This window comes from Streptomyces thermodiastaticus (assembly GCF_014656135.1).
Lineage (GTDB): Bacteria > Actinomycetota > Actinomycetes > Streptomycetales > Streptomycetaceae > Streptomyces > Streptomyces thermodiastaticus.
In genome coordinates this window covers 1-22712 of the sequence record NZ_BNBV01000016.1, presented here as the reverse complement: position 1 = coordinate 22712, position 22712 = coordinate 1, and the positions used below count along the sequence as shown (strand labels likewise).

General features: G+C 74.6%; 21 protein-coding genes and 1 riboswitch. Of the genes, 13 read left to right on the top strand and 8 right to left on the bottom strand.

What is annotated here, in order from left to right:
• Positions 1 to 2: 2 nt before the first annotated feature.
• Positions 3 to 746: a zinc ribbon domain-containing protein gene (locus IE286_RS15890; RefSeq protein ID WP_189797489.1), complete on the bottom strand. Its 744-nt coding sequence runs from the start codon at positions 744 to 746 to the stop codon at positions 3 to 5.
• Positions 743 to 1600: a Nif3-like dinuclear metal center hexameric protein gene (locus tag IE286_RS15885; protein WP_189797384.1), complete on the bottom strand. Its 858-nt coding sequence runs from the start codon at positions 1598 to 1600 to the stop codon at positions 743 to 745. The genes IE286_RS15890 and IE286_RS15885 overlap by 4 nt, the downstream gene beginning before the upstream one ends.
• 220 nt (positions 1601 to 1820) lie before the next feature.
• Here IE286_RS15885 and IE286_RS15880 point away from each other — a divergent pair, with 220 nt between their 5' ends.
• Both IE286_RS15880 and IE286_RS15875 read left to right on the top strand, forming a co-directional pair.
• Positions 1821 to 3434, top strand: coding sequence for a hypothetical protein (locus IE286_RS15880; protein WP_189797383.1), 1614 nt, complete (start codon positions 1821 to 1823; stop codon positions 3432 to 3434).
• 125 nt (positions 3435 to 3559) lie between these two features.
• Positions 3560 to 3721: a hypothetical protein gene (locus IE286_RS15875; RefSeq protein WP_189797382.1), complete on the top strand. Its 162-nt coding sequence runs from the start codon at positions 3560 to 3562 to the stop codon at positions 3719 to 3721.
• Positions 3722 to 3837: 116 nt separating this feature from the next.
• Here the strand turns inward: IE286_RS15875 and IE286_RS15870 are convergent, their stop codons facing one another.
• A complete protein-coding gene (locus IE286_RS15870) occupies positions 3838 to 4755 on the bottom strand; it encodes a MaoC/PaaZ C-terminal domain-containing protein (RefSeq protein ID WP_189797381.1) in 918 nt (305 codons plus the stop codon).
• A 377-nt stretch (positions 4756 to 5132) separates the two neighbouring features.
• Here IE286_RS15870 and IE286_RS15865 point away from each other — a divergent pair, with 377 nt between their 5' ends.
• Positions 5133 to 6536, top strand: a complete 1404-nt coding sequence (locus IE286_RS15865; protein ID WP_229862872.1) for a sensor histidine kinase — start codon at positions 5133 to 5135, stop codon at positions 6534 to 6536.
• Positions 6537 to 6633: 97 nt separating this feature from the next.
• Positions 6634 to 7266, top strand: a complete 633-nt coding sequence (locus tag IE286_RS15860) for a response regulator transcription factor (RefSeq protein ID WP_189797487.1) — start codon at positions 6634 to 6636, stop codon at positions 7264 to 7266.
• 41 nt (positions 7267 to 7307) lie between these two features.
• On the opposite strand, the gene IE286_RS15855 is transcribed toward IE286_RS15860, so the two are convergent.
• Positions 7308 to 8051 carry a class I SAM-dependent methyltransferase gene (locus IE286_RS15855; protein ID WP_189797380.1) on the bottom strand — a complete coding sequence of 248 codons (744 nt, stop codon included), beginning with the start codon at positions 8049 to 8051 and terminating at the stop codon, positions 7308 to 7310.
• A 495-nt stretch (positions 8052 to 8546) separates the two neighbouring features.
• Between IE286_RS15855 and IE286_RS15850 the strand changes: the two genes are divergently transcribed.
• The 4 genes from IE286_RS15850 (at position 8547) to IE286_RS15835 (ending at position 13001) form a co-directional block, all read left to right on the top strand.
• On the top strand, positions 8547 to 10325 hold the full coding sequence (locus tag IE286_RS15850; RefSeq protein WP_189797379.1) for an MFS transporter: 1779 nt from the start codon (positions 8547 to 8549) through the stop codon (positions 10323 to 10325).
• Positions 10326 to 10443: 118 nt separating this feature from the next.
• Complete coding sequence (locus IE286_RS15845; RefSeq protein ID WP_189797378.1) at positions 10444 to 11106, top strand: class I SAM-dependent methyltransferase; 663 nt, start codon at positions 10444 to 10446, stop codon at positions 11104 to 11106.
• Positions 11107 to 11116: 10 nt separating this feature from the next.
• Positions 11117 to 12091, top strand: a complete 975-nt coding sequence (locus IE286_RS15840) for an N-acetylmuramoyl-L-alanine amidase (protein WP_189797377.1) — start codon at positions 11117 to 11119, stop codon at positions 12089 to 12091.
• A 163-nt stretch (positions 12092 to 12254) separates the two neighbouring features.
• Positions 12255 to 13001: a hypothetical protein gene (locus IE286_RS15835; RefSeq protein WP_189797376.1), complete on the top strand. Its 747-nt coding sequence runs from the start codon at positions 12255 to 12257 to the stop codon at positions 12999 to 13001.
• A gap of 91 nt (positions 13002 to 13092) precedes the next feature.
• On the opposite strand, the gene IE286_RS15830 is transcribed toward IE286_RS15835, so the two are convergent.
• From IE286_RS15830 to IE286_RS15815, 4 genes are all read right to left on the bottom strand, one after another.
• Positions 13093 to 13659 (bottom strand): hypothetical protein, encoded by a 567-nt coding sequence (locus IE286_RS15830; RefSeq protein ID WP_189797375.1) that lies wholly within the window; start codon positions 13657 to 13659, stop codon positions 13093 to 13095.
• A gap of 162 nt (positions 13660 to 13821) precedes the next feature.
• Complete coding sequence (locus tag IE286_RS15825; RefSeq protein WP_189797374.1) at positions 13822 to 14892, bottom strand: prenyltransferase/squalene oxidase repeat-containing protein; 1071 nt, start codon at positions 14890 to 14892, stop codon at positions 13822 to 13824.
• The gene (locus IE286_RS15820; RefSeq protein ID WP_189797373.1) at positions 14889 to 15623 is read right to left on the bottom strand and encodes a class I SAM-dependent methyltransferase; all 735 of its coding nucleotides are present in this window, start codon (positions 15621 to 15623) and stop codon (positions 14889 to 14891) included. Before IE286_RS15820 ends, IE286_RS15825 begins: the two co-directional genes overlap by 4 nt.
• Complete coding sequence (locus IE286_RS15815) at positions 15617 to 17077, bottom strand: glycosyltransferase family 4 protein (RefSeq protein WP_189797372.1); 1461 nt, start codon at positions 17075 to 17077, stop codon at positions 15617 to 15619. The genes IE286_RS15820 and IE286_RS15815 overlap by 7 nt, the downstream gene beginning before the upstream one ends.
• A 222-nt stretch (positions 17078 to 17299) precedes the next feature.
• Here IE286_RS15815 and IE286_RS15810 point away from each other — a divergent pair, with 222 nt between their 5' ends.
• From IE286_RS15810 to IE286_RS15790, 5 genes are all read left to right on the top strand, one after another.
• On the top strand, positions 17300 to 17890 hold the full coding sequence (locus tag IE286_RS15810) for a TetR family transcriptional regulator (protein ID WP_189797371.1): 591 nt from the start codon (positions 17300 to 17302) through the stop codon (positions 17888 to 17890).
• Between the two features lie 430 nt (positions 17891 to 18320).
• A riboswitch (cobalamin riboswitch) is annotated at positions 18321 to 18394 on the top strand.
• A gap of 131 nt (positions 18395 to 18525) precedes the next feature.
• Entirely contained in the window at positions 18526 to 19758 is a 1233-nt protein-coding gene (locus IE286_RS15805) for an SCO2321 family membrane protein (RefSeq protein ID WP_189797370.1), read from the top strand.
• Positions 19755 to 20429, top strand: a complete 675-nt coding sequence (locus tag IE286_RS15800) for an SCO2322 family protein (RefSeq protein WP_372462495.1) — start codon at positions 19755 to 19757, stop codon at positions 20427 to 20429. Before IE286_RS15805 ends, IE286_RS15800 begins: the two co-directional genes overlap by 4 nt.
• Entirely contained in the window at positions 20422 to 21852 is a 1431-nt protein-coding gene (locus IE286_RS15795; protein ID WP_229862870.1) for a CbiQ family ECF transporter T component, read from the top strand. Before IE286_RS15800 ends, IE286_RS15795 begins: the two co-directional genes overlap by 8 nt.
• Positions 21849 to 22712: ABC transporter ATP-binding protein (locus tag IE286_RS15790; RefSeq protein WP_189797369.1), on the top strand; the 864-nt coding region annotated here is incomplete at its 3' end. The genes IE286_RS15795 and IE286_RS15790, both read left to right, overlap by 4 nt.

Here is a 22712-nt window from a genome sequence, read left to right as displayed (position 1 = left end):
TCCTACAGGCCCGACTCGGCGGTGCGCACCAGGATGCGGCGGCAGTTCTCGCACCGGACGACCGCGTCGGGGGCGGCGGCACGGACCTCGTTCAGCTCGGTGATGGCCAGCTCCTGACGGCAGCCCTGGCAGGTGCGCTGGTACAGCTTGGCCGCGCCGATGCCGCCGTGCTGCCGGCGCAGCTTGTCGTACAGCCCGAGCAGGTCGGCGGGGACGGTGCCCGCGACGACGTCGCGCTCCTTGGTCACCGAGGCGACCTCGGCGTCGATCTCCTGCAGGGCCGCGTCCCGCCGGCCGGCGGCGTCGTCGGCCTTGGCCTGCACGGAGGCGACGCGCTCGGTCAGTTCGGCGACCCGCTGCTGCGCGGACTCGCGGCGCTCCATCACCTCCAGGACGACGTCCTCCAGGTCGCCCTGCCGCTTGGCGAGGGAAGCGATCTCGTGCTGGAGGTTGGCCAGGTCCTTGGGGGAGGTGACCGCGCCGGAGTCCAGGCGCTGCTGGTCGCGGGCGGCGCGCTTGCGCACCTGGTCCACGTCCTGCTCGGCCTTGGTCTGCTCGCGGGCGCAGTCGCTCTCCTCGGTCTGCGCGGCCACGAGCAGGTCGCGCAGCTGCGTCAGGTCCCGGTTCAGCGCTTCGATCTCGGCGTGCTCGGGCAGCGACTTCCGCTTGTGCGCCAGCTGCTGCAGGCGGACGTCGAGGGCCTGGACGTCGAGGAGTCGGATCTGGTCGGCGGGCGCGGCGTTCAGTTCGGGGCTCCCAGGGAATCGTCGGTGGTGCTGGACGCCGCGTGGGCGGTCCAGGGGTCGGTGACCGTGCTGGAGACGTGGACCCGCAGGTCCCATCCATGCCGGTCGGAGATCTCGTCGAGCTGGGCGGCGGCCAGCTCGCACCAGGGCCACTCGGTGGCCCAGTGCGCCGCGTCGAGCAGCGCGAGCCCGCTGTGGGCGACCGCCTCGGAGGCGGGGTGGTGGCGCAGGTCCGCGGTGAGGAAGGCGTCGGCGCCCGCGGCCCGGACGGCGTCGAAGAGGCTGTCGCCGGCGCCGCCGCTGACGGCGATGGTGCGCACGACGGCCTCGGGGTCGCCGGCCACGCGGATGCCCTGCGCGGTGGCGGGCAGGCGGGCGGCGGCCCGGTCGGCCAGTTCCCGCACGGTCAGCGGATGGTCCAGCTCGCAGACCCGGCCCAGTCCGCGGCGGCCCGCCGGGTCGGTGGCATCCGGGACGAGCGGCCGTACGACCCTGAGGTCCAGCGCGCCGGCCAGGGCGTCGCTGACGCCCGGGTCGGCGGTGTCGGCGTTGGTGTGGGCCACGTGCAGGGCGATGTCGTTCTTGATGAGCGTGTGCACCACGCGGCCCTTGAACGTGGAGGCCGCCACCGTGGTCGTGCCGCGCAGGAAGAGAGGGTGGTGGGTGACGAGCAGATCGGCGCCCAGCTTCACCGCCTCGTCGACGATCTCCTGCACCGGGTCCACGGCGAACAGCACGCGGGTGACCTGCTGACCGGGGTCGCCGACGACGGTGCCGACCGCGTCCCAGGACTCGGCACGCTCGGCGGGCCACAGATTCTCCAGCGCGGCGATGACTTCAGACAGACGGGGCACGAGTGCAAGGCTACCGGGTGTCCGGCCTGCTTGAACCGCTGCCGGCGCCCCGCCGCGGCCGCCGCAGCGCCCCGCACACCCGTGCTGGTTTTCGCAGCACATCTGTCCTGATTTCTTCAACGGAATCGTTCCGCGGCCACCCGTATGTGTGAAGCACCCGCCCGCCGGTCCTCCGTGTGTGCGACCGAAAACTAGCGTCCTCACCGGAGGTGAGCGAGTGATGACACTCCGTACCGCTCCGGAGCTCGGCGCGACGTCCGGACAGGCGTCCGGACAGGGAGGTCCTCCGCCCCCGGCGGCCGGTGCACGGGCCGGCGGACGGCCGGCAGACTGCACGATCACGGCGGACGGCGCCTACGCCGCCCGGCTCGCCCGCAGCGGCGACTCCTGGTACCCGGAGCGCTGGACGCTGGACGGCCCGGAGCCGTACGCGGTGCCGCTGCCCGGCAACCAGCCCGAGGAACCCGGCACCGAGGTGCAGCCGATGAGCGACGGCCGGGTCCTCGTCCGGCGGCTGATCGCCGGCCGGCACACCTTCTCCCTGCTCTATCCGGCCGGCCCCGGCACCGGTGAGGTTCCGCTGGGCGCGGTCGAATGCCCTCAGGGCACCCGGCTGCGGCTGCTGCCGCCCGCGCCCGGCGGTGAGCGGGCGTACGCGATCGCGGTCGGCCCGCACTCGACGGCGGTGTGGCAGGTGGCCGGCGGCACCTTCGGGCCCGAGCACCTTGCCGAGGTGTCCGGCCACTGCTCGGGCGGCGCCTGGCTGGACCGTTCCGGCAGGCTGCTCGCCCTGGACCGACGGGCCGAGGGGCGCACCAAGGCGGTGGTGGTGGACCTGGACAACGGCGGTGCCGTCTCGCCGCTGCTGCAGATCGCCCCGCACAGCGACGACCGGCTGCTGCTCGCCGACCCGGACAGCGGCCTGCTGCTCATCTCCTCGGACGCCCCCTGTCCGGGGCAGGAGCGTCTGGGATGGGGGGTGCTCGGCAGCACCCTGCCGGTCCGTTTCCCGGAGTGCCTGCATCCGTCCGACTGCACCCTGACCCCGTTCGCGATCCAGCCCGGACAGGCGCTCACCCCCGAGCACTGTGCGGTGGCGCTGCGCTGCGACGGGCCGTTCGGCAGCTGGATCGCCGTGTGGCGTCCCGCCGAACGCCGGCTGTGTCATCTGCCCGCACCCGAGGGGTGGCTGACGGGCGCTGGGGTGTGGACGGAGGACGGCGAGCTGTGGCTGCCGTACGTCACGGACGCGGTGCCCTGCGGGGTGGCCCGCTGGAGACCGCCGGCACGCGAGCCTGCGGCGCCGCGCGTGACACGGGTCGTCCAGATCGCCCGGGGCGACCATGTGCCCCGGCTGCCGGATGCGGCGGGCCCGGCACCGCACGGCGGGCAGGGCGGGCAGGCGGCCCGGAACGGGCCCGCCCCCCACGACGGCGACCGGACGGCGACCGGCGGCGGGTCACCGGCCGGCCCGGACCGCACGGCCGCCGGACCGCCGCCCGGCACCGGTCTCCCGGCCGGCGCCCCGCACGCGCACATCCCGCACAGACCCGGACCCGACGGCCCGCCGGCCGGCATCACCCCGGGACCGGGTGGTTCCCGCCTCGGCGGGCCGGTTTTCGAGCGGGTGCCGGGAACCGCGGCGCTCTTCGAACGCGTCGTTCCCCACGCGAGGTCCGACACCGGCGATGCACCGCAGTCGGGTGTGTCCTCTTCCGTGTTCACGGACACGGAGCGTTCCTTCAAGGCCGGACCGGGCGTCATGGAGCCCGCCGCGCCGTGTCCCGTCTCCCTGCAACAGGCGGCGACGACCGGCCGGATGACGGGCGGATGACACCCGAACAGCAAGGAGATAACAGTTCGTGCCGGTTGACACGGTCAGCTGGATTTCGCCCGAGGTGTGCCGGTTACACTCGCCCGGCTGTTACGAAGATGATGTTGACGGGGTGAAATCTTCCGATGAGCGACGCCAGCACGAGCCAGACGCCGCTGCCCGCCGAGGCCCAGGAGACCCCTGGCCGCGGCAAGCACCGTGGCCCGCGCTCCTCGCGGGACGGCAACACGCCCCCGAGCGGCCGTCACCGCAAGCCGGTGCAGGAGACCGGGACGGCTGCTGCCTGACGGCACGGCTGTGAGGCCGGCCCGCCCCTCGGACGGGGGCGGGCCGGCCTTTCGTCTTTCCGGCGGTCTCCGGCTCCCCGCCGGTCTCCATCTCTCTCGTGTTTTCTGTCTTACCGTCAGACGTACTCCACGACCGTGTCCGCCAGCACCGGCGCCTCGTCTCGCTCGACCGCGGTCACCGTGGCCCGTACCGTGCCGCAGCCCCGCGGTGCCCCGGCCCGTCCGGCGGTGCCGTCCGCCCGGTCCGGCCGGTCCGGCCGGTCCTGCCACAGGCGGATGCGCAGGGTCTCCCCGGGGTAGGCCACGCCGGCGAACCGGGCGGCACAGCCGCGCACCCGCGTCGCCTCGCCGGCGAGCAGGCGGTCGACGACCGTCTTGAGCGTGAGGCCGTAGGTGCACAGACCGTGCAGGACGGGCCGGTCGAAGCCGGCGCGGCGGGCGAACTCCGGGTCGGCGTGCAGCGGGTTGTCGTCGCCGGTGAGCCGGTAGAGCAGCGCCTGGTCCTCGCGGACCGGCCGGTCGACGGTCAGGGAGGGCTCGCCGGCCGGTGCCGCCGCCCGCACCGAGGGGCCGCGGTCGCCGCCCCAGCCGCCCTCGCCGCGGACGAAGACCTGCGCCTCGTCGGTCCACAGCGGGCCGTCGGTGTCGGCGGCCTCGGTGCGCAGGCGGAGGACGGCCGCGGTGCCCTTGTCGTACACGGCGGTGATCCGGGAGGTGGTGGTCGCGGTGCCCCGTCCGGGCAGGGGCCGGTGCACGGTGAGCGTCTGGCCGCCGTGCAGCACGCGGGCGAGGTCCACGTCGACGCCGGGCATGGACAGGGCGCGGATCACGCCGGGCGGGCGGTCACCGGCGACGGTGGCGAAACTCGGCAGCACCTGCAGCCGGCTCTCGAGGGTGTAGCGCAGTTCGCCGGGGTCGGTGGCGGGGACGCCGGCGCCGATGCCGAGGTGGTAGAGCTGGACGTCCTTGGCGGTCCAGGAGATCTCCTCGGTGCGGGGCGGGGCCGCCAGGGCCGTGGCTGCGTCGATGGGCATGGCTCTGTCTAACCCCGGCGGGCGCGGCTTGGGAAGATCGGCGCGGGAGGACCACCGTCCCACTCCCCTCGGCCCGGCCTTCTGCCTCCCGCCGGTTCCGCCGCCCCGGCGGCCGCCACATCCGCCGCACCGGGGCGTCCCGTCGCACTGTGACATTTGTCCTGCCCGAGTCGGGACAACCGCATCTGCCGCGGACGGGGTGCAGCTCCGTAGCGTGGCGGGCAGAGCCGGTACGAGCCGGCCGCCGCTCAGCGGGGCCGGGCGCCGGCGCCCGGTTCGTAGGCTGTCGTGTGGTGTTGTCGCGTGTTGTCGCGGTGGTGTCGTACCGCGCCGTACCACGGGGACCGTCCGACCGAAGGAAAAACGGGGGAGAGCGCATGAGGAGAGGCTGGTCGCGCAGCGTGGCCGTCCAGATGGCCGAGATGCGGCAGGCAGTCCGGCAGGCGCGGGAGGCACAGCGGTACTGGAAGGAGAACAAGCAGCGGCTCACGGCCGAGTGGTCGGCGGCCTGGGAGGCCGGGCAGGCGCCCCGGACCCCCGGCCCGCCGCCCAGCGGCTTCTCCCTCGTGCCCTGGCTGCTGATGTGCCTGGGTGCCCTGTCGGACCTGGTGCACGGCAGGACGCCCTGCCCGTGGCTCGGCGCGCCGGGTCTGCTGGTGTTCGACGTGCTGTATGTGTACGTCGTCTTCCGCGCCTTCCACCGGCACACCCGCGAGGCGGCCTCCACCCGGGTCGCACTGCTGCTGATGGCCCTGGTGGCCATCGCGCTGGGTCTCGGCTACGGCGGCAACTGGCTGCTGTTCCTGCCGCTGCTGGGGCTGGCCGTCGGGGCGAACGTGCGCGGGCCCCGGCTGGGCAGGACCGGGGTGCCGCTGGCCGTCCTCTCGGGCGCGGTCGCCGCCCTCCACAACGGCTGGAGCGGCATCAACACCGCCTACGCCACGTTCCTGTCCACCATGGTGACGGCAGTGATCCTCAGCCTGGGCGAGGCGGTGCGGGAGCTGCGCGCCGCTCGCGAGGAGCTGGCCCGGCGGGCGGTGGAGGAGGAGCGGCTGCGGTTCTCGCGGGACCTGCACGATCTGCTCGGGCACACGCTGTCGGTGATCGTGGTGAAGTCGGAGGCGGCCCGGCGGCTGGCGGGCCGGGACATCGAGGCGGCGCTGGAGCAGATCTCCGACATCGAGTCGGTCGGGCGGCAGGCGCTCACCGAGATCCGGGAGGCGGTCACCGGCTACCGCGAGGGCTGTCTGAGCACCGAGCTGGACCGGGCGCGCTCGGCACTGACGGCGGCCGGCATCGAGCCGGTCGTACGCCGCTCCGGGCCGCCGTTGGCCGCCCAGACCGAGGCGCTGCTGGGCTGGGTGGTGCGCGAGGCGGTCACCAACGCCGTGCGCCACAGCGGGGCGGACCACTGTGAGATCACCGTTGCGGGAGGGCCCGAACGGGTCCGCCTCACCGTCGCCGACAACGGGCGCGGGGTTGTGGACCACGACGGTCGCGCAGCCCTGGATGCCGGCGGCCGCAGCGCGCCGGACACCACCGTTCGGCCGGGTGCCGCCCCGGGCGTCGGCGGCACCGGACTGAAGGGGCTGACCGAGCGTCTGGCGGCAGCGGGCGGCACGCTGCGCACCGGCCCGGCACCGCTCGGCGGGTTCATGGTCACCGCGGAACTGCCCACGAACGTGGAGGAGACCGCCCCCGGGCCCGCACCGGCCGAGGCGACGCTCCCGGACACGTCCCCGGACACGGCCCCGGCTCCCGCGGGCGGGACCGCGAGCTGACCGTCGGTCCCGCACCGAGCAGGCGGCCGGGGCCGGCCCTTCGCCGGAAGCGGCCGGGTGGGGACCGGCGGACGCATACCCTTCTGCCGTGAACGAGATGCCCCGGGACCGCCGGCCCGCCGCCTCCATCCGGATCCTGCTCGCCGAGGACCAGCGGATGATGCGGGGAGCGCTCGCCCTGCTCCTCGGCATGGAGGAGGACATGGAGGTCGTCGCCCAGGTGTCGGCGGGCGACGCGATCGTGGACGCGGTGCTGACGCACCGGCCCGACGTGGCGCTGCTGGACATCGAGCTGCCGGGGATGAGCGGCCTGGACGCCGCCGCAGAGCTGCGCGAGCAGGCCCCGGACTGCCGGGTGCTGATCCTCACCACCTTCGGCCGTCCCGGCTATCTGCGCCGCGCGATGGAGGCGGGCGCGGCCGGTTTCCTGGTCAAGGACGGTCCGGTGGAGGAGCTGGCCGCGGCGATCCGCCGGGTGCTGACGGGGGAGACGGTGGTGGACCCGGCCCTCGCGGCGGCCGCGCTCAGTGCGGGCCCGAACCCGCTCACCGCCCGCGAGTGCGATGTGCTCAAGGCGTCGGCGGACGGCTCGACGGTCGCCGACATCGCCGCCTGCCTGCACCTGTCGGAGTCCACCGTGCGGAACTATCTCTCCTCGGCCATCGGCAAGACCGGCACCCGCAACCGCATGGAGGCGGTCCGGGAGGCCCGGCAGCAAGGGTGGCTGTAGGTCCCCCCGTCGGGTCCGGCCCTGCGCGGGACGAGAGGCACTCACCCCCGCTCCTCCCCTGGTCTGCGGAACAGCGCCACCCACAGGAAGTCCTTGCCGAAGCACGGGGCGTCCTCGGGCTCCTCGCGCATCCGCCGCAGCTCCACCTCGGTCAGCGCGGCGAAGATCCTGCGCAGGTCCTCGGCCCGGTAGGCGAGGCCGCCGTGCAGCCGGCCGGTGCGGTACAGCTCGGCGTCGGACAGCTCGCTGCCCATGCCGCCGGCCGCGAAGCAGGTCAGGGCGAGGTGTCCGCCGGGTGCGAGGAGGTCGTCCACGAGGGCGAGGTAGCTGATCCGGCGGTGCGGCGGGAGATGGTGGAAGCAGCCGCTGTCGTAGATGAGGTCGTACGGTCCGCGCAGCTCGTTCCGCGCGAGCGCGAAGGCGTCGCCGCGCAGGAAGCGCACCTCGGCCCCCGCCTCGTCCGCCCGTTCCCGGGCCCAGGCCAGGGCGGCCGGCGACAGGTCGACACCGTCCACCGCGAAGCCGTGGGCGGCCAGGTGCACGGCGTTGCGGCCGGGGCCGCAGCCCAGGTCGAGCGCCCGGCGGCCGCCGATCGTGCCGCGCTCCAGCCAGGCGACGAGGCTCTCGTCCGGCTTGGCGGCGAAAAACGGCACCGGCCGGCCGCGGTCGGCGTAGAAACGGTCCCACCAGCCGGACGCGCCGTCGCTCCAGCGGTCGGCGTCCGGCGGGAACAGGGTGTCCATCAGACGGAGCACGTCCTCCACGTCACGGATGCCGCGGTCCACGGCCGCCCCCTTTCCGCGGGCCGTCCCCGGGCCCGCCGTGTGCCGCAACGGTAGCCGTGGAGATGGGGAATGCCCAGGTCACGACGGGTGTGCGGGGGTGTGTCCGGGGCGCTGTCCGGCCGTGTGGCGTGCGATGGCGGACTCCTGCGGGCCTCACCCCGGCACCCGCGGGACATCGCCGCACACCCCGCTCCGGCGGCCGTGCAGGGGGCGGCACGGGCGGCGCCCGGGGCACTTTCCGCGCCGCGGACGACGTACCCTTGGAAACCTCAACTACCGGACGCCGTAAGTCCGTTCACCACTAGCGCGCCGTCCGCTCACCTCAGCGCACCCCCTGACGCTCCCTCAGATGGTCTCGGAAGAGTCAAGAATTCAAGGGCACCGCAAAACGCCGGAATAGCCGCCTCGGACGCCGAGGTTCACCATGCGCTTAATTCCGCGCGGATGGCGCGGATGACCACGTATCGACCATCACGGCCTGGAGGCCACACCTACATGACGCTCACGACGACCAGTCGGCCCCTGAAGCCTGCGAGCGGGGCCGTCGTCCCCGTGCTCGCCTTCGCGGGCATCGTTGTCGCAGTGATGCAGACCCTGCTCGTCCCGGTGGTCAAGGACCTGCCGCAACTGCTGGAGACCTCGCCCAGCAACGCCACCTGGGTCCTGACGTCCACCCTTCTCTCGGGCGCCGTGGCCACGCCGATCATGGGCCGCCTCGGCGACCTGTACGGCAAGCGCCGCATGCTCACCCTCAGCCTCGCGGTGATGGTGGCCGGCGCCCTCGTCAGCGCGCTCACCAGCGCGCTGCTCCCCATGATCGTGGGCCGCACGCTGCAGGGCTTCGCCATGGGCGCCATCCCCCTGGGCATCGGCCTGATGCGTGACATGCTCCCGCGCGAGCGGCTCGGCTCCGCGATGGCACTGATGAGTTCCTCCATAGGCGTGGGCGGCGGACTGGCGCTGCCCGCCGCCGCCCTGGTCGCCCAGAACACCGACTGGCACGTCCTGTTCTACGGCGCCGCCGGGCTCGGTGTCCTCGCCATCGTCCTCACCCTGCTGACCGTCCCCGAGTCCCCGATGCGCGCCGAGGGCTCCTTCGACCTGCCGGGCGCGCTCGGCCTGTCCGCCGGCCTGGTGCTGCTCCTGCTGCCCGTGACCAAGGGCAGCGACTGGGGCTGGTCGTCGGGCACCACCCTGGGCCTGTTCGGCGCCGCGGTCGTGGTGCTGCTGCTGTGGGGCCTGCTGGAGCTGCGCACCACCGCCCCGCTGGTCGACCTGCGCACCACCGCCCGCCGCGAGGTGCTGCTCACCAACCTCGCCTCGATCATGGTGGGTGTCGCCTTCTACGTCGTCTCCCTCGTCCTGCCCCAGCTGCTGCAACTGCCCGCGTCCACGGGCTACGGCCTGGGGCAGTCCATGGTGGTGGCGGGTCTGTGCGTGGCCCCGCTGGGCCTGACGATGATGTTCACCGCGCCGGTGTACGCGCGCCTGTCCGCCCGATACGGCCCGAAGGTGACGCTGATCACCGGTCTGCTGGTCATCGCGGCCGGCTACGGCGGCGGCCTCGGCCTGATGAGCGCCGCCTGGCAGACGGTGATCACCTCGGTGGTCCTCGGCGCGGGCATCGGCCTGGCCTACTCGTCGCTGCCCGCGCTGATCGTCGGCGCGGTTGCGCCCTTCGAGACCGGCGCCGCCACCGGGCTCAACACCCTGATGCGGTCCATCGGCACCTCGGTGTCCAGCGCCGTGATCGGCATGGTGCTGGCCGACACCGCGCACACCGTGGGCGGGGTGGCGGTGCCGACCATGCGCGGCTTCCGTGTGTCCTTCCTGATCGCCACCGCCGCCGTCGCCGTGGGCCTGGTCCTCGCCCTGTGCCTGCCCCGGCCGAGCCGCGCCTCGCAGCTGCGCGCCAGCAGCCAGGAGGAGGACAACCTGGCCCGCGCCGAGGCCGCCCTGGCCCGCGCCGCCGAGCCGGACCCGGCCGGCGCCGAGGAGACGCTGCGCGGGTTCCGCGGGCGGGTGCTGGACGCCCACGGCGCGCCGGTGGCCCGGGCCAAGGTGACCCTGATCGACCGGCGGGGCCGTCAGGCGGGTGCCACCCTGTCCGCCCAGGACGGCAGCTACCGTCTCGCGGTGCCGGGCCAGGGCCCGTACGTGCTGGCCGCCCGCGCCGCCGGGCACGGCCCGCACGCCTCGGCGGCCACCCACAGCGGCGACGACCGCGCGGTCGAGCTGGACCTGTGCCTGCCGGGCGAGACGGTCACCGCCTGATCCGGTGACCCCTCGGCCGCGCGCCGAGACCTGCGCCACCGCACCCCCGGTCGCCCACGCGGCCCGGGGGTGCGGCAGCATGGGCGGCCTGAACACCCGTACGACCGGAAGGACCCCCATGCCCGCGGCGCCGCAGCCCGACATCCTGGCCGCCTTCGAGGCCGCGAAAGGGTTCATGCCCACCGACGAGGGGCTGGCGCTGTACGCGGCGGCGGACCAGGCCGGCCGGCTGGGGCTGCCGCTGCTCGAAGTGGGCACCTACTGCGGGCGGTCGACGATCCTGCTCGCCGACGCGGCCCGCCGGGCCGGGGTCACCGCGCTCACCGTCGACCACCACCGGGGCAGCGAGGAGCAGCAGCCCGGCTGGGAGTACCACGACCCGGAGACGGTCGACCCCGAGGTCGGTCTGATGGACACGCTGCCCACCTTCCGGCGCACCCTGTACAAGGCCGGCCTGGAGGAGCACGTGGTGGCGCTGGTCGGCCGTTCGCCGCAGATCGCCGCCCTGTGGAACACCCCGCTCGGGCTGGTGTTCATCGACGGCGGTCACACCGACGAGCACGTCGGCGCCGACTACGCGGGCTGGGCACCGCACGTGGCGCCGGGCGGGCTGCTGGTCATCCACGACGTGTTCCCGGACCCGGTGGACGAGTTCACCGGGCAGGCCCCCTACCGGGTGTATCTGCGGGCGCTCGCGTCCGGGGAGTTCACCGAGGTGTCGGTGACCGGATCGCTGCGCGTGCTGCGCCGTACCGGCACGCCGTCCGCCGCGCACGGCTAGGCTCGCCCTCGTGTCGTACACAGGTCCCGAGTTCCCTCCCCCGCAGCCCGAGCGCCGGCCCGGCCGGCCGCGTCGCGCGCCGGTGGTCGTCACGGGCGCCCTGGTGGCCGGTGCCCTGCTGGGCTGGCTCGCCTACGAGGCGGTGGGTGCCTCCGGAAACGGCTCGGACGCGCAGGCGGACCCCACGGGCGCGGCAGCGGTGACGAGCGCCCCCGCGTCGCACTCCCCCGCCGCGCACACCTCCGCCTCGCCGTCGCCGTCCGCGGACGACGGCAAGGGCAAGGACGCGGGCACGCCGGCCTCCGGTCCGCTGCGGGGCCGGGTGGTCGTCATCGACCCGGGGCACAACCTGGGCAACGCCCGGTACACCGCCGAGATCAACCGGCAGGTGGACATCGGCACCGGGCACAAGGAGTGCGACACCACGGGCACCGCCACCAACGACAGCTACCCGGAGGCCTCGTTCACCCTGGACCTGGCGCACCGGCTGCGGACCCTGCTCGAACAGCAGGGCGCCACCGTGAAACTGACCCACGACACCGGAACACGGCCCTGGGGCCCGTGCGTGGACGAACGTGCCCGGATCGGCAACGAGGCACACGCCGACGCGGCGATCTCCCTGCACGCGGACGGCTCGGCGCCCGGCAACCGCGGCTTCCACGTGATCCTGCCGGCGGCCGTGCACGCCGGCGCCGCCGACACCCGTCCGATCGCCGCCGCCTCCCACCGGCTCGGCGCGAGCATCGCGGGCAGTTTCGTCCGGGTGACCGGCGAGCCGCCCGCCAACTACCTCGGCGGCGGCACCGGTCTGGTCACGCGCGGGGACCTGGGCGGTCTCAATCTGTCAACGGTTCCGAAGGTGTTCATCGAGTGCGGCAACATGCGCGACGCCACCGATGCCGCCCGTCTCACCAGCGGATCCTGGCGGCAGCGGGCGGCGGAGGGGATCTCCGAAGGAATCGTGGCGTTCCTGCGCGAGTCCTGACCGGCGCGCCGCCGACGACGGACAGCCAGGTCCGGCGGACGGTAGGGTTCCCGTTGTACGGCGAGGGTCACCCCGCGCTTCCCGCCCGGCGCTCCGGCGAGCACCGCGGTGACAGCGACGCCTCCGACGACGTACCGACGAGACGACCTATGAAGGACCTGACGTGAATATCCGCTCCCTCACTCGGGGCGACGGCGTGGTGATCGTAGCAGCGGTGTTGCTGTTCATCGCGTCGTTCCTCGACCTGTACGACACGAGCATCAGCGGAAACGCCTGGGACGGGCTCGGTCTGGGCCTGGGTGTCTACATGGGCGGTGTGATCGGTGCCGCGCTGGTCGTCGTCAACCGGTTGCTGCCCCAGCCGCGCAAGGTGCTCGGTCTCGATCCGGGCGCCGTGGGAACGTCGTTCGCGATCCTGTCGGCGTGGGTGCTCTTCTGGCAGCTGGTGGACGTCCCCGGTTCGATCGGTGCCGGGAGCGGGCTGATGCTCGGCTTCATCGCCGCGCTCGTGGTGGCCGCCGGTGCCGTCGCCGGCCCGCTGGTCCCGGCGCTGCGGGCCTCTTTGATCCCCGCGCCCCGGCCGGCCGCGCCGCAGCCGTACGCCATGCAGGCCCAGGGCGGTTACGGCTACCCGGGCGGCCCGCAGCCGTCGTACGGCGGCCAGGTGCAGCCGAGCCCCTATGGTGCCGCTCAGCCGCAGCAGGCCACGGCGCCCTTCTCGCCGTTCTGGTTCGCAGTGCCGGCCCCGCGGCCGCTGTACGCCGAGGACGGCTCGCCCACGCCGGTCGCCGAACTCTCGCCGGGCGTGTGGTACCTGGCGGTGGACCAGCGCGGCCAGGGCCTGCTGACCGAGATGCAGGACGGCCGGCGCGGCGTCCTGCAGGACACGTCGAACATCCAGCGCGGCTGACGCGCCGCGCACCGGCTGCGGCCTGACGGCCCCTCGCCCCGGCGGGTGGGGGGCCGCCGCCGTTCCCGCCCGCGCGCCTCAGGCCCGGGACCTACGAGCCGCTCCTCAGCTCGGAGGGCTTGGGCACCTTGTCCTTGACCGGGGCGCCCGCGCTCTTGCCCGCCTCCTTCACCTTGTTGATGGTGTCGTTGAAGGCGCCGGCAGCCGAGCCGTCTCCCTTGCGGAGCTTGGCCGGCAGGTCCTTCAGCCCGGCGATGGCCGTGTTCAGCGGGGCCAGCGCCTTGGACAGCGTGGGGTCGCCCTGGGCGTTGCGCACGGCCGCCTTGAGCCGGTTGTAGGCGAAGGCGCCGGCCAGAGCGGCCTTGACGAGGGTGGCCTTGCGGTGCCGTGCGCCGTTCTTGAACTTGCCGCCCTTGTACGGTTTCCAGATCCACTGGTAGGTGGCCCCGGCGGCGAGCGCCGCGTTGGCCACGAACCGTGTCTTGGCGAACTTCTGCCGCTCCTGTGTGGTGCCGGGGCTGGGCTCCGCGGCGACGGCCGTCGCGGCCGGCACGCCGTGCGGCCCGTCGCTGTGTGCGGTCGCCGCCCCGGCGGAGCCGGCGAGCAGGGCGCAGCACAGGGTGAGTGCCACCGCGAGGCGCCGTATCGGTACGGGCACGGTGTCCTCCCAGGCAGGTGGTACCGGATTCGTTCCGCCGATCCGGGTGAACCTGCCGGGCGGCACCGAAACAGCCCACCGGGTGTGGCACGGACGTCACCTTTCGTGGCCCCGGCGGGCGCCCGGCCGGGGACGGTCACGAGCGCGGGGTGTGCGCGGCCGTCAGCGGCAGCAGTCGGCGTCCAGTCCTCTGGGCAGGCGGTCGGCGGAGAAGACGGTGCAGGTGGGTTCGTGCCCGCCGAGCGCGGCGACGGCCAGCAGCAGCGATCCGGCGGTCCACGCGGTCAGTTCACGGGGCCAGACCGCGTCGTCCTCGAAGACGTAGCCCGTCCAGTACAGGCCGCTGTCGTCGTCGCGCAGGTGCTGGATGGACTGCAGCACCTGAAGGGCGCGGTCGGATTCCCCCACCGACCACAGGGTCAGGGCGAGTTCGGCGGACTCGCCGCCGGTCACCCACGGGTTGGGCGTCACACAGCGCACCCCGAGGCCGGGCACCACGAACCGGTCCCAGCGTTCCTCGATGCGTTCCTTGGCCTCCGCACCGGTCAGCGCGCCGCCGAGGACCGGGTAGTACCAGTCCATCGAATAGCGGTCCTTGTCCAGGAAGCGCTCCGGATGCCGGCGGATCGCGTGGCGCAGCGCGCCCACCGCCAGTTCCCAGTCCGGCTGGGGTTCCTCGAGCTGTTCGGCGATGGCCAGCGCGCAGCACAGCGCGTGGTGGACGGAGGAGCACCCGGTCAGCAGGGCGTCGGCGACGGGGGTGCCGTCGTCCTCCTGTTTCCAGCCGATCTGCCCGCCGGGCTGCTGCAGCCGCAGCACGAACTCCACGGCCGCGTACACCACGGGCCACATCCGGTCCAGGAAGGCGTCGTCGCCGGTGCACAGGTAGTGGTGCCACACCCCGACGGCGGCGTAGGCGACGAAGTTGGTCTCCCGGGCGCGGTCGGTGACGTCGTCGTGGGCGCCGTCGGCGTAGGCCGCGTACCAGGAGCCGTCCGGGAGCTGATGACGGGCCAGCCAGGCGTAGGCGCGTTCGGCGGCCTCGTGCTCGCCGGCCGTGTTCAGGGCCATCGCGGCCTCGACGTGGTCCCAGGGGTCGAGGTGATGCCCGCGGAACCAGGGGATGGCGCCGTCCTCGCGCTGGACGCCGAGGATGCCGCGCACGGTCGCGGCGGCCTGCCCGGCGGTGAGGACACCGGGCAGGACCAGGTGCTGCGTGCGGGGCGTGGTCACGCGGCGGCCGCCCGCGGCAGCTTGGGCTTGGTCGCGTACGCCACGAAGCTCTTGCCGATCAGCGGGTTGAGGGCCTGCTCGGCCAGGCGGGTGGCCAGCGGCTTCTTCATGATGTCCCAGACCAGCAGCTTGTGGTACGCGCGCACGGGCAGCGCCTTGTCGTTGTCGACGCCGAACGCGCACTTCAGCCACCAGTAGGGGGCGTGCAGGGCGTGCGCGTGGTGCGTGCCGTACGGCTTCAGGCCCGCCTCGCGGATCTTGGCCAGCAGTTCGTCGGCCTTGTAGATGCGGATGTGGCCGCCCTCGACCTCGTGGTAGGCGTCGGACAGCGCCCAGCAGATCTTCTCCGGGCCGTAGCGCGGCACGGTGATGGCGATGCGCCCGCCCGGCTTCAGCACGCGGACCATCTCGGCGAGCACGCCCTTGTCGTCGGGTATGTGCTCCATCACCTCGGAGATGATGACGACGTCGAAGGACTCGTCGGGGAAGGGCAGGGCGAGGGCGTCGCCCTCCATGGCGGTGGCGGTGGCACCGGCGGGTGCCTCGCCGGCCTCCTTCATCGCCGCGAACCACTTGGCGACCTCGCGGATCTCCTCGCCGTTGCGGTCCAGTGCCACCACGCGCGCACCGCGCCGGTAGCACTCGAAGGCGTGCCGGCCGGCACCGCAGCCGAGGTCCAGGACGCGGTCACCGGGCGCGAGCGGGAACCGGGAGAAGTCGACGGTCAGCACGTGGCCCTGCTTTCGGAATAGACATCCTCTGCGGCCGCGGGAGCGAGGCTCGCCGGTAGCGCGGACGCAACACTCGGTGAGGCCGCCGGGCGGCCGGGAGCCGGGGCCGGCGCACGGCCGGTGCCCGGGGAACGCCGGGAGCCCGCGGAACGGGCGATGGCCTCGCGGTAGTGGGCCACCGTGCCCTCGGCGGCCCGCGCCCAGGTGAAGTGGCGCAGCACCCGCTCACGGCCCGCGTGTCCGAGCCGGCGGCGCAGTTCTTCGTCGCCGAGAAGCCGGCTCAGCGCGGCGGCCAGGGCGCCGGAGTCGCCGGGCGGCACCGCCAGGCAGGTCTCGCCGTCGGGTCCGGCGACCTCAGGGATCGCGCCGCCGGTGGTGGCGACCAGCGGGGTGCCGGTGGCCATGGCCTCGGCGGCGGGCAGGCAGAAACCCTCGTACAGCGACGGCACGCAGGCCACTTCGGCGGAGCGCACCAGGTCGACCAGTTCGGCGTCGGAGATGCCCTTGACGAAACGTATGGCGCCCTCCAGGCCGTGGCGTTCGACGGCCTGGGCGACCGGTCCGTCCTCGGCGCGCTTGCCGACGACGACGAGGTGCGCGTCGGGATGTTCGGTGCGCACCTTCGCGAGCGCCTCGACCAGGTACACCAGGCCCTTGAGGGGCACGTCGGCGCTGGAGGTGGTCACGATCCGGCCCGGTATCCGGCGCACCGACGGATCGGGGGAGAACAGGCCGGTGTCGGCGCCGATGTGGACGACGTGGATGCGGTCGGGGCGCACGCCGAGGTGGTCGACGATCTCCTGCCGGGAGGTGCCGGAGACGGTGAGCACGGACGGCAGCCGGCGCGCGACACGTCTCTGCATGCGGGTGAAGGCGTACCAGCGCTTGACCGACCAGCGCCGCTGCCGGGTCTCGGCGGCGTCCAGCTCCAGCTGCCGGTCCACGGTGATGGGGTGGTGGACGGTGGTCACCAGCGGGGCGCCGATGTCGCCGAGGAGGCCGTAGCCGAGCGTCTGGTTGTCGTGGACGACGTCGAAGTCGCCGCGCCGGGCGCGCAGATGGCGGCGGGCGCGCAGGGAGAACGTGAGCGGCTCGGGGAAGCCGCCGCTCCACATGGTGGCGACCTCCAGCGCGTCGATCCAGTCGCGGTACTCCTCGCGCTTCGGGGTGCGGAAGGGATCGGGCTGCCGGTACAGATCGAGGCTGGGCAGTTCGGTCAGGCGCAGCGAGCCCGGGTAGTCCTCGTCCTCGTCGAGCACGGGGTAGGGCTGGGCGCCGATCACCTCCACGTGGTGGCCGAGGCGGGCCAGTTCGCGGGAGAGATGGCGGACGTAGACGCCCTGGCCGCCGCAGAACGGGTTTCCCTTGTAGGTGAGGAGCGCGATGGTGAGCGGTCGCCCGCCGTCCGCCGCGAGATCCGCGGGGGACCCCGCCTGGCTGGCCTCAGCGGTCACTCCGGGCCCCCTTCTGACTGCACTGCCCCGCGCAGGGTACGCGGGGACGCTAATCTAGAACAAGTTTCAGACTTGATCGTTCCGGAGGCTCTGAATCTACCGGCAGGTAGCCCCGCTGTGAGCGGTGGATCGGGTGATTCGCGCCACGGCCGCCACGGCGCCCGGCACCCTGCGGTACCGTCCGACCACCCGTCCTTCACCGACCGTAACGGAGCGGGATCCATGCCTGCGCACGCCCATCCGCCGACCGCCGCCGAGCGGCAGGCAGAGCGCCGCCGCCGCATTCTGCGCGCCGGCACGCAGCTGGCCTGCCGGGGCGGCTACGAGGCGGTGCAGATGCGGGAGGTCGCGGAGTCCTCGCAGGTGGCGCTGGGCACGCTGTACCGGTACTTCCCGTCGAAGGTGCATCTGCTGGTCGCGATGATGCAGGACCAGCTGGAGCGGATGCACGGCACACTGCAGCGCAAGCCGCCGGCCGGCGAGGGCCCGGCGGAGCGGGTGACCCAGACCCTGATGGGCGCCTTCCAGGCGCTGCAGCGCGAGCCGCGGCTGGCGGAGGCGATGGTGCGCGCCCTGACCTTCGCGGACCGCAGCGTGAGCCAGGAGGTGGACCAGGTGACCCGCCTGACCACGGCGATCATCCTGGACGCGATGGGCGGGCCGGAGCCGGCGCCCGCGCAGCTGTCCGCGGTGCGGGTGGTGGCGCACACCTGGCACTCGGCCCTGATCGCCTGGCTGTCCGGGCGCGCCTCGATCGCACAGGTCCGCACGGACGTGGCGACGGCCTGCCGGCTGCTGGAACCGCAGGGATGACCGGGCCGCTTCCCCCAGCTCCGAGGCCGAGAAAGACGGCATCCCGGGACCATGAGAAGGACGGCGTGACACAGACGTCCGTCCTGGGCACGAAAAAACCTACGAGGCGGGTTCCCTTCGCCGGCATTGCCCGGATCAGGTATTGGGGGTCGCCTTCCGGTCTTTCGACCTTCCGGCCTCTCAGCCCGACCGTCGACGTCGGCCTCGGCGGATGCCTTCCGGCGTCTCGCCCAAGTCGGCTACTCCGGTCGAACTCCCTCACTCGCCTCGTAGGCACTTTTCATACTAGTCCTCGCACCTCTGGAGGGAACCCCCTCAAGCGGACTTTTTCGACGGACTTCTCGTCCGCGTCCGCGTCCGCCGCGGACACCGAGCGGGCCCCCGGCCACGGGGCCGGTACAGTGGCCCGGTCGTCATCACGCCTGTTCGGGGGGAAGCCGGTGGAAATCCGGCGCTGACCCGCAACCGTGAGCCGCCCGTGCAGGGCGGTGAGCCGGAATGCCCCGGACGCCGGCGTGACCGGCTCACGTGCGCGGCAGGCCGCCGCCGCACGGCACCGTCGAGGGATACGGAGCCGAGCCGCCGGGGATGTCCCCTGCTGTCCGGCTCCCCGCAGGGGAAGGCATCCGCCGATCGTGAACGTACGCCGCAGCGCCGCGGCCCTGGCCGCCGTCGCCGCCGTGATCGGGGCCCCGGCCAGTGCCGTCGCCGCCACACCGTCGCCGTCCGCCTCCACGGCGCCCGCGCGTCCCGTCGGGCTGTACGGCAGCACCGACCCGACGTACGACGGCGTGTGGCGGCAGTCCCTCGCCCTGCTCGCGCAGCACACGGTGGGGGTGCGGCCCGCCGCGCAGGCCGTGTCCTGGCTGACCGGGCAGCAGTGCGCGAACGGTGCCTTCGCGGCCTACCGCGCCGATCCCTCGGCCGCCTGCGGCGCCAAGACCGCCGTGGACACCAACAGCACGGCCGCCGCCGTGCAGGCCCTCGCCGCCCTCGGCGGCCACGAGGCGGCCACCGGCAAGGCGGTGACCTGGCTGAAGTCCGTGCAGAACAAGGACGGCGGCTGGGGCTACACCCCCGGCGGCCCCAGCGACGCCAACTCCACCTCGCTGGTCGTCGGCGCCCTGGCCGCCGTCGGCGAGAAGCCCGACGCCGTGGTCAAGGACGGCAAGTCGCCCTACGACGCGCTGCTGGCGTTCGCCCTGCCGTGCTCCGGCGACGACGGGGGCGCGTTCGCCTACCAGCCCGACAAAAAGGGCGCGCTCACCGCCAACGCCGACGCCACGGCCGCCGCGGTGGTCGCCGCGCTCGGCCAGGGCCTGGCCGCCGAGGCCGGCACCGGATCCGCGAGCCGGGCCTGTTCCGGCTCGGGCACAGCGACCCCCGCCCGGGCCGCCGCGAACGGTGCCGCGTACCTCGCGCACGCCGTCGCCGCCACCGGCCACCTGACCTCCGCGTTGCCCGGCGCCGGTGACCAGCCCGACTACGGCAACACCGCCGACGCGGTGGTCGCGCTGGCCGCGCAGGGCGGCGCCGAGGCGGCACGCAAGCCGCTGCGGTGGCTGGAGGAGCACGCCGCGGCGTGGGCCGAGAAGAGCGGCCCCGCCGCCTGGGCGCAACTGGTCCTCGCCGCCCACGCCACCGGCACCGACCCGCACGACTTCGGCGGCGTCGACCTGGTCGCGAAGCTCGACGCCACCGGTTCGGCCCCGGCGTCGACCGAGGCGGCCGGCGCGCCCGGAAAGACGGACGGCGACGGCGGGGACGGGCACACCACCGCCTGGATCGCCGGCGGCGTCGGCGCCGTCGTGGTCGTCGGCGGCGGCGTGCTGCTGGCCGCCCGCCGCCGGACGGGACGGCAGCCGTGACCGGCCGCGTCCGTGCCCTGGCCGCGCTGCTGCCGGCCGTCGTGTGCGCCCTGGGGGCGGGCGCCGGGCAGGCGCAGGCCGCCGGTTACCGCTACTGGTCCTTCTGGGAGCGGGACGGCGGCCACTGGACGTACGCCACCGAGGGTCCGTCCACGGCCCGCCCGTCGGACGGCGAGGTGCAGGGCTTCCGCTTCGCGGTCAGCGAGGACTCACGGGACGCGGTGCAGCCGCGCGGCACGGCCTCGTTCGCGGACATCTGCGGCGCCACGGCCGCCCGGCAGGGGCAGAAGCGGGTCGCGCTCGTCCTCGACTTCGGCACGCAGGCCGACGCCCCGTCCGGTGAGACGCCGCCGCAGCCCCGCCGGGTCTGCGCCCGGGTGCCGTCCGACGCCACGACCGCCGAGGCCCTGGCCGCGGCCGCCCCGCCGCTGCGCTACGACTCCGCCGCCCTGCTGTGCGCGATCGCCGGCTACCCGGCCAAGGGATGCGGGGAACAGATCGCGGACGGCGACGGCACCGCGAAGAAGCCGGCGGACACGGCCTCCGGCAAGGCGGCGGAGTCCGGCGCGCAGGACGGCGGCCCGTCCGTGGGCCTGGTCGCGGGCGGCGCGGTCGTCCTCGTCCTGGCCGGGGCGGCCGTCTGGCAGGCCCGCCGCCGCAGGCATGGCTAGGCCGCACGGCGACCCGGGCCCACCCGCCGTACCCGGCGCGCCCACGGCCGCCCCGGGCGGCACCGGTACCGGTGTCGCGGCGGGCGAGAGCCGTGCCGGCCGCGGCCCGACGGGCACGCCGTCCGACGGAACGGCTGCCGCGCACCGCGGTCCGAACGGCCTCACCGGCGGGCGCCTCGGGCAGCCCGTCCGCGCGGGAACGTCCGGAACGTCCGGCACCGACCGCACCCGGTACGCCCGCCGGCCCTCCGCCGTGCACGCCGGGGCCTGGTGGGTGTGGGCGCTCGGGCTGGGCACCGCCGCCACCCGCACCACCAATCCGCTGCTGCTCGGCCTGCTGCCGGCCGTCTCCGCATACGTGGTGGTGACCTGCCGTCCCGACACCCCCTCGGCCCGCTCCTACAGCGCCTTCCTCCGGCTCGCCCTCGCCGTGCTCGCGCTCCGGCTGGGCTTCGCGGTGCTGCTCGGCTCGCCCGTGCCCGGTACCCACGTTCTGCTCACCCTGCCCGAGGTGCCGCTGCCGCACTGGGCCCAGGGCATCCGGCTCGGCGGCCGGGTCACCGCGGAGGCGCTGGTGTTCGCGCTGTACGACGCGCTGCGGCTGGCCGCGCTGCTGATCTGCGTGGGCGCCGCGAACGCCCTGGCCGCCCCGGCCCGGCTGCTGAAGTCCCTGCCGGGTGCCCTGTACGAGATGGGCGTGGCCGTGGTCGTCGCGCTGACCTTCGCCCCGCACCTGGTCGCCGACGCCAGGCGGCTGCGCGCGGCCCGCCGGCTGCGCGGCCGTCCGGACCGGGGCGTGCGCGGACTGCTGCACGTGGGGCTGCCGGTGCTGGAGAGCGCGCTGGAACGTTCCGTTGCGCTGGCCGCCGCGATGGACGCCCGCGGCTACGGCCGTACCGCCCAGGTGCCGCCCGCGGTGCGGCGCACCACCGCCGCGCTCACGCTCGGCGGGCTGCTCGGCGTGTGCGCGGGCACCTACGGGCTGCTGACCGCCGAGGGCGGCACGTACGGGCTGCCGGTGCTGGCCGCCGGGCTCGCCGCCGCGCTGGCCGGGCTGTGGCTCGGCGGCCGGCGCACCCCGCGCACCCGCTACCGTCCCGACACCTTCGGGCCGCGGTCCTGGCTGGTCGCCGGCTCGGGCGTGGCGGTGGCGGCCCTGCTGAGCCTGGCCGCGGCCCGCGACCCGGGGGCGCTGCACCCCGGGGTGGTGCCGCTGACCGCCCCCGCGCTGCCGCTGTGGCCCGCGGCCGGGGTGCTGCGTCCGCTGCTCGCGGCCGTCCCCGCCCCCGCCCGGCCGCCCGCACGTCCGGCAGCCCTCCCCACCGGCGGGCGCCCGGCCGCCGGTGCGCGCCGGACCGGTGCGCCGGCCGCCCGTCCGTCCGTGCCCGCGTCCGCGCGCCGTTCGCCCGAGGAGCCGTCGTGATCCGCTTCGAGGATGTGTCCGTCACGTACGCCGGGGCCGCCGAACCCACCGTCCGGGACGTGGACTTCGAGGTGCCCGAGGGCGAACTCGTGCTCCTCGTCGGCCCGTCCGGAGTCGGCAAGTCCACCGTGCTGGGCGCGGTCGGCGGGCTGGTGCCGCACTTCACCGGCGGCACCCTGCACGGGAGGGTCACCGTGGCCGGCCGCGACACCCGCACCCACCGGCCGCGCGACCTGGCCGACGTGGTGGGCACGGTCGGCCAGGACCCGCTCGCGCACTTCGTCACCGACACCGTGGAGGACGAACTCGCCTACGGCATGGAGTCCTTGGGGCTTGCTCCGGCGGTGATGCGGCGGCGGGTGGAGGAGACCCTGGACCTGCTGGGCCTGGCCGATCTGCGCGACCGTCCCATCGCCACGCTCTCCGGCGGCCAGCGCCAGCGGGTCGCGATCGGCTCGGTGCTCACCCCGCACCCGAAGGTTCTCGTGCTCGACGAGCCCACCTCCGCGCTCGACCCGGCGGCCGCCGAGGAGGTGCTGGCCGTGCTGCAGCGGCTGGTGCACGACCTGGGCACGACCGTGCTGATGGCCGAGCACCGCCTGGAACGCGTCGTGCACTACGCCGACCGGGTCCTGCTGCTGCCCGCCCCGGGAGCGGCCCCGCGCCTGGGCGACCCGGCCGAGATCATGGCCGTCTCGCCGGTGTGCCCGCCGGTGGTGGAGCTGGGCCGGCTGGCGGGCTGGTCACCGCTGCCGCTGACGGTGCGGGACGCGCGCCGCCGCGCGGCCGGGCTGCGCGCACGGCTGGACGGCCGGGCGCCGGCTCCGGCCCCGGCGCCCTCCGCGCCCGGTGTGCCGCCG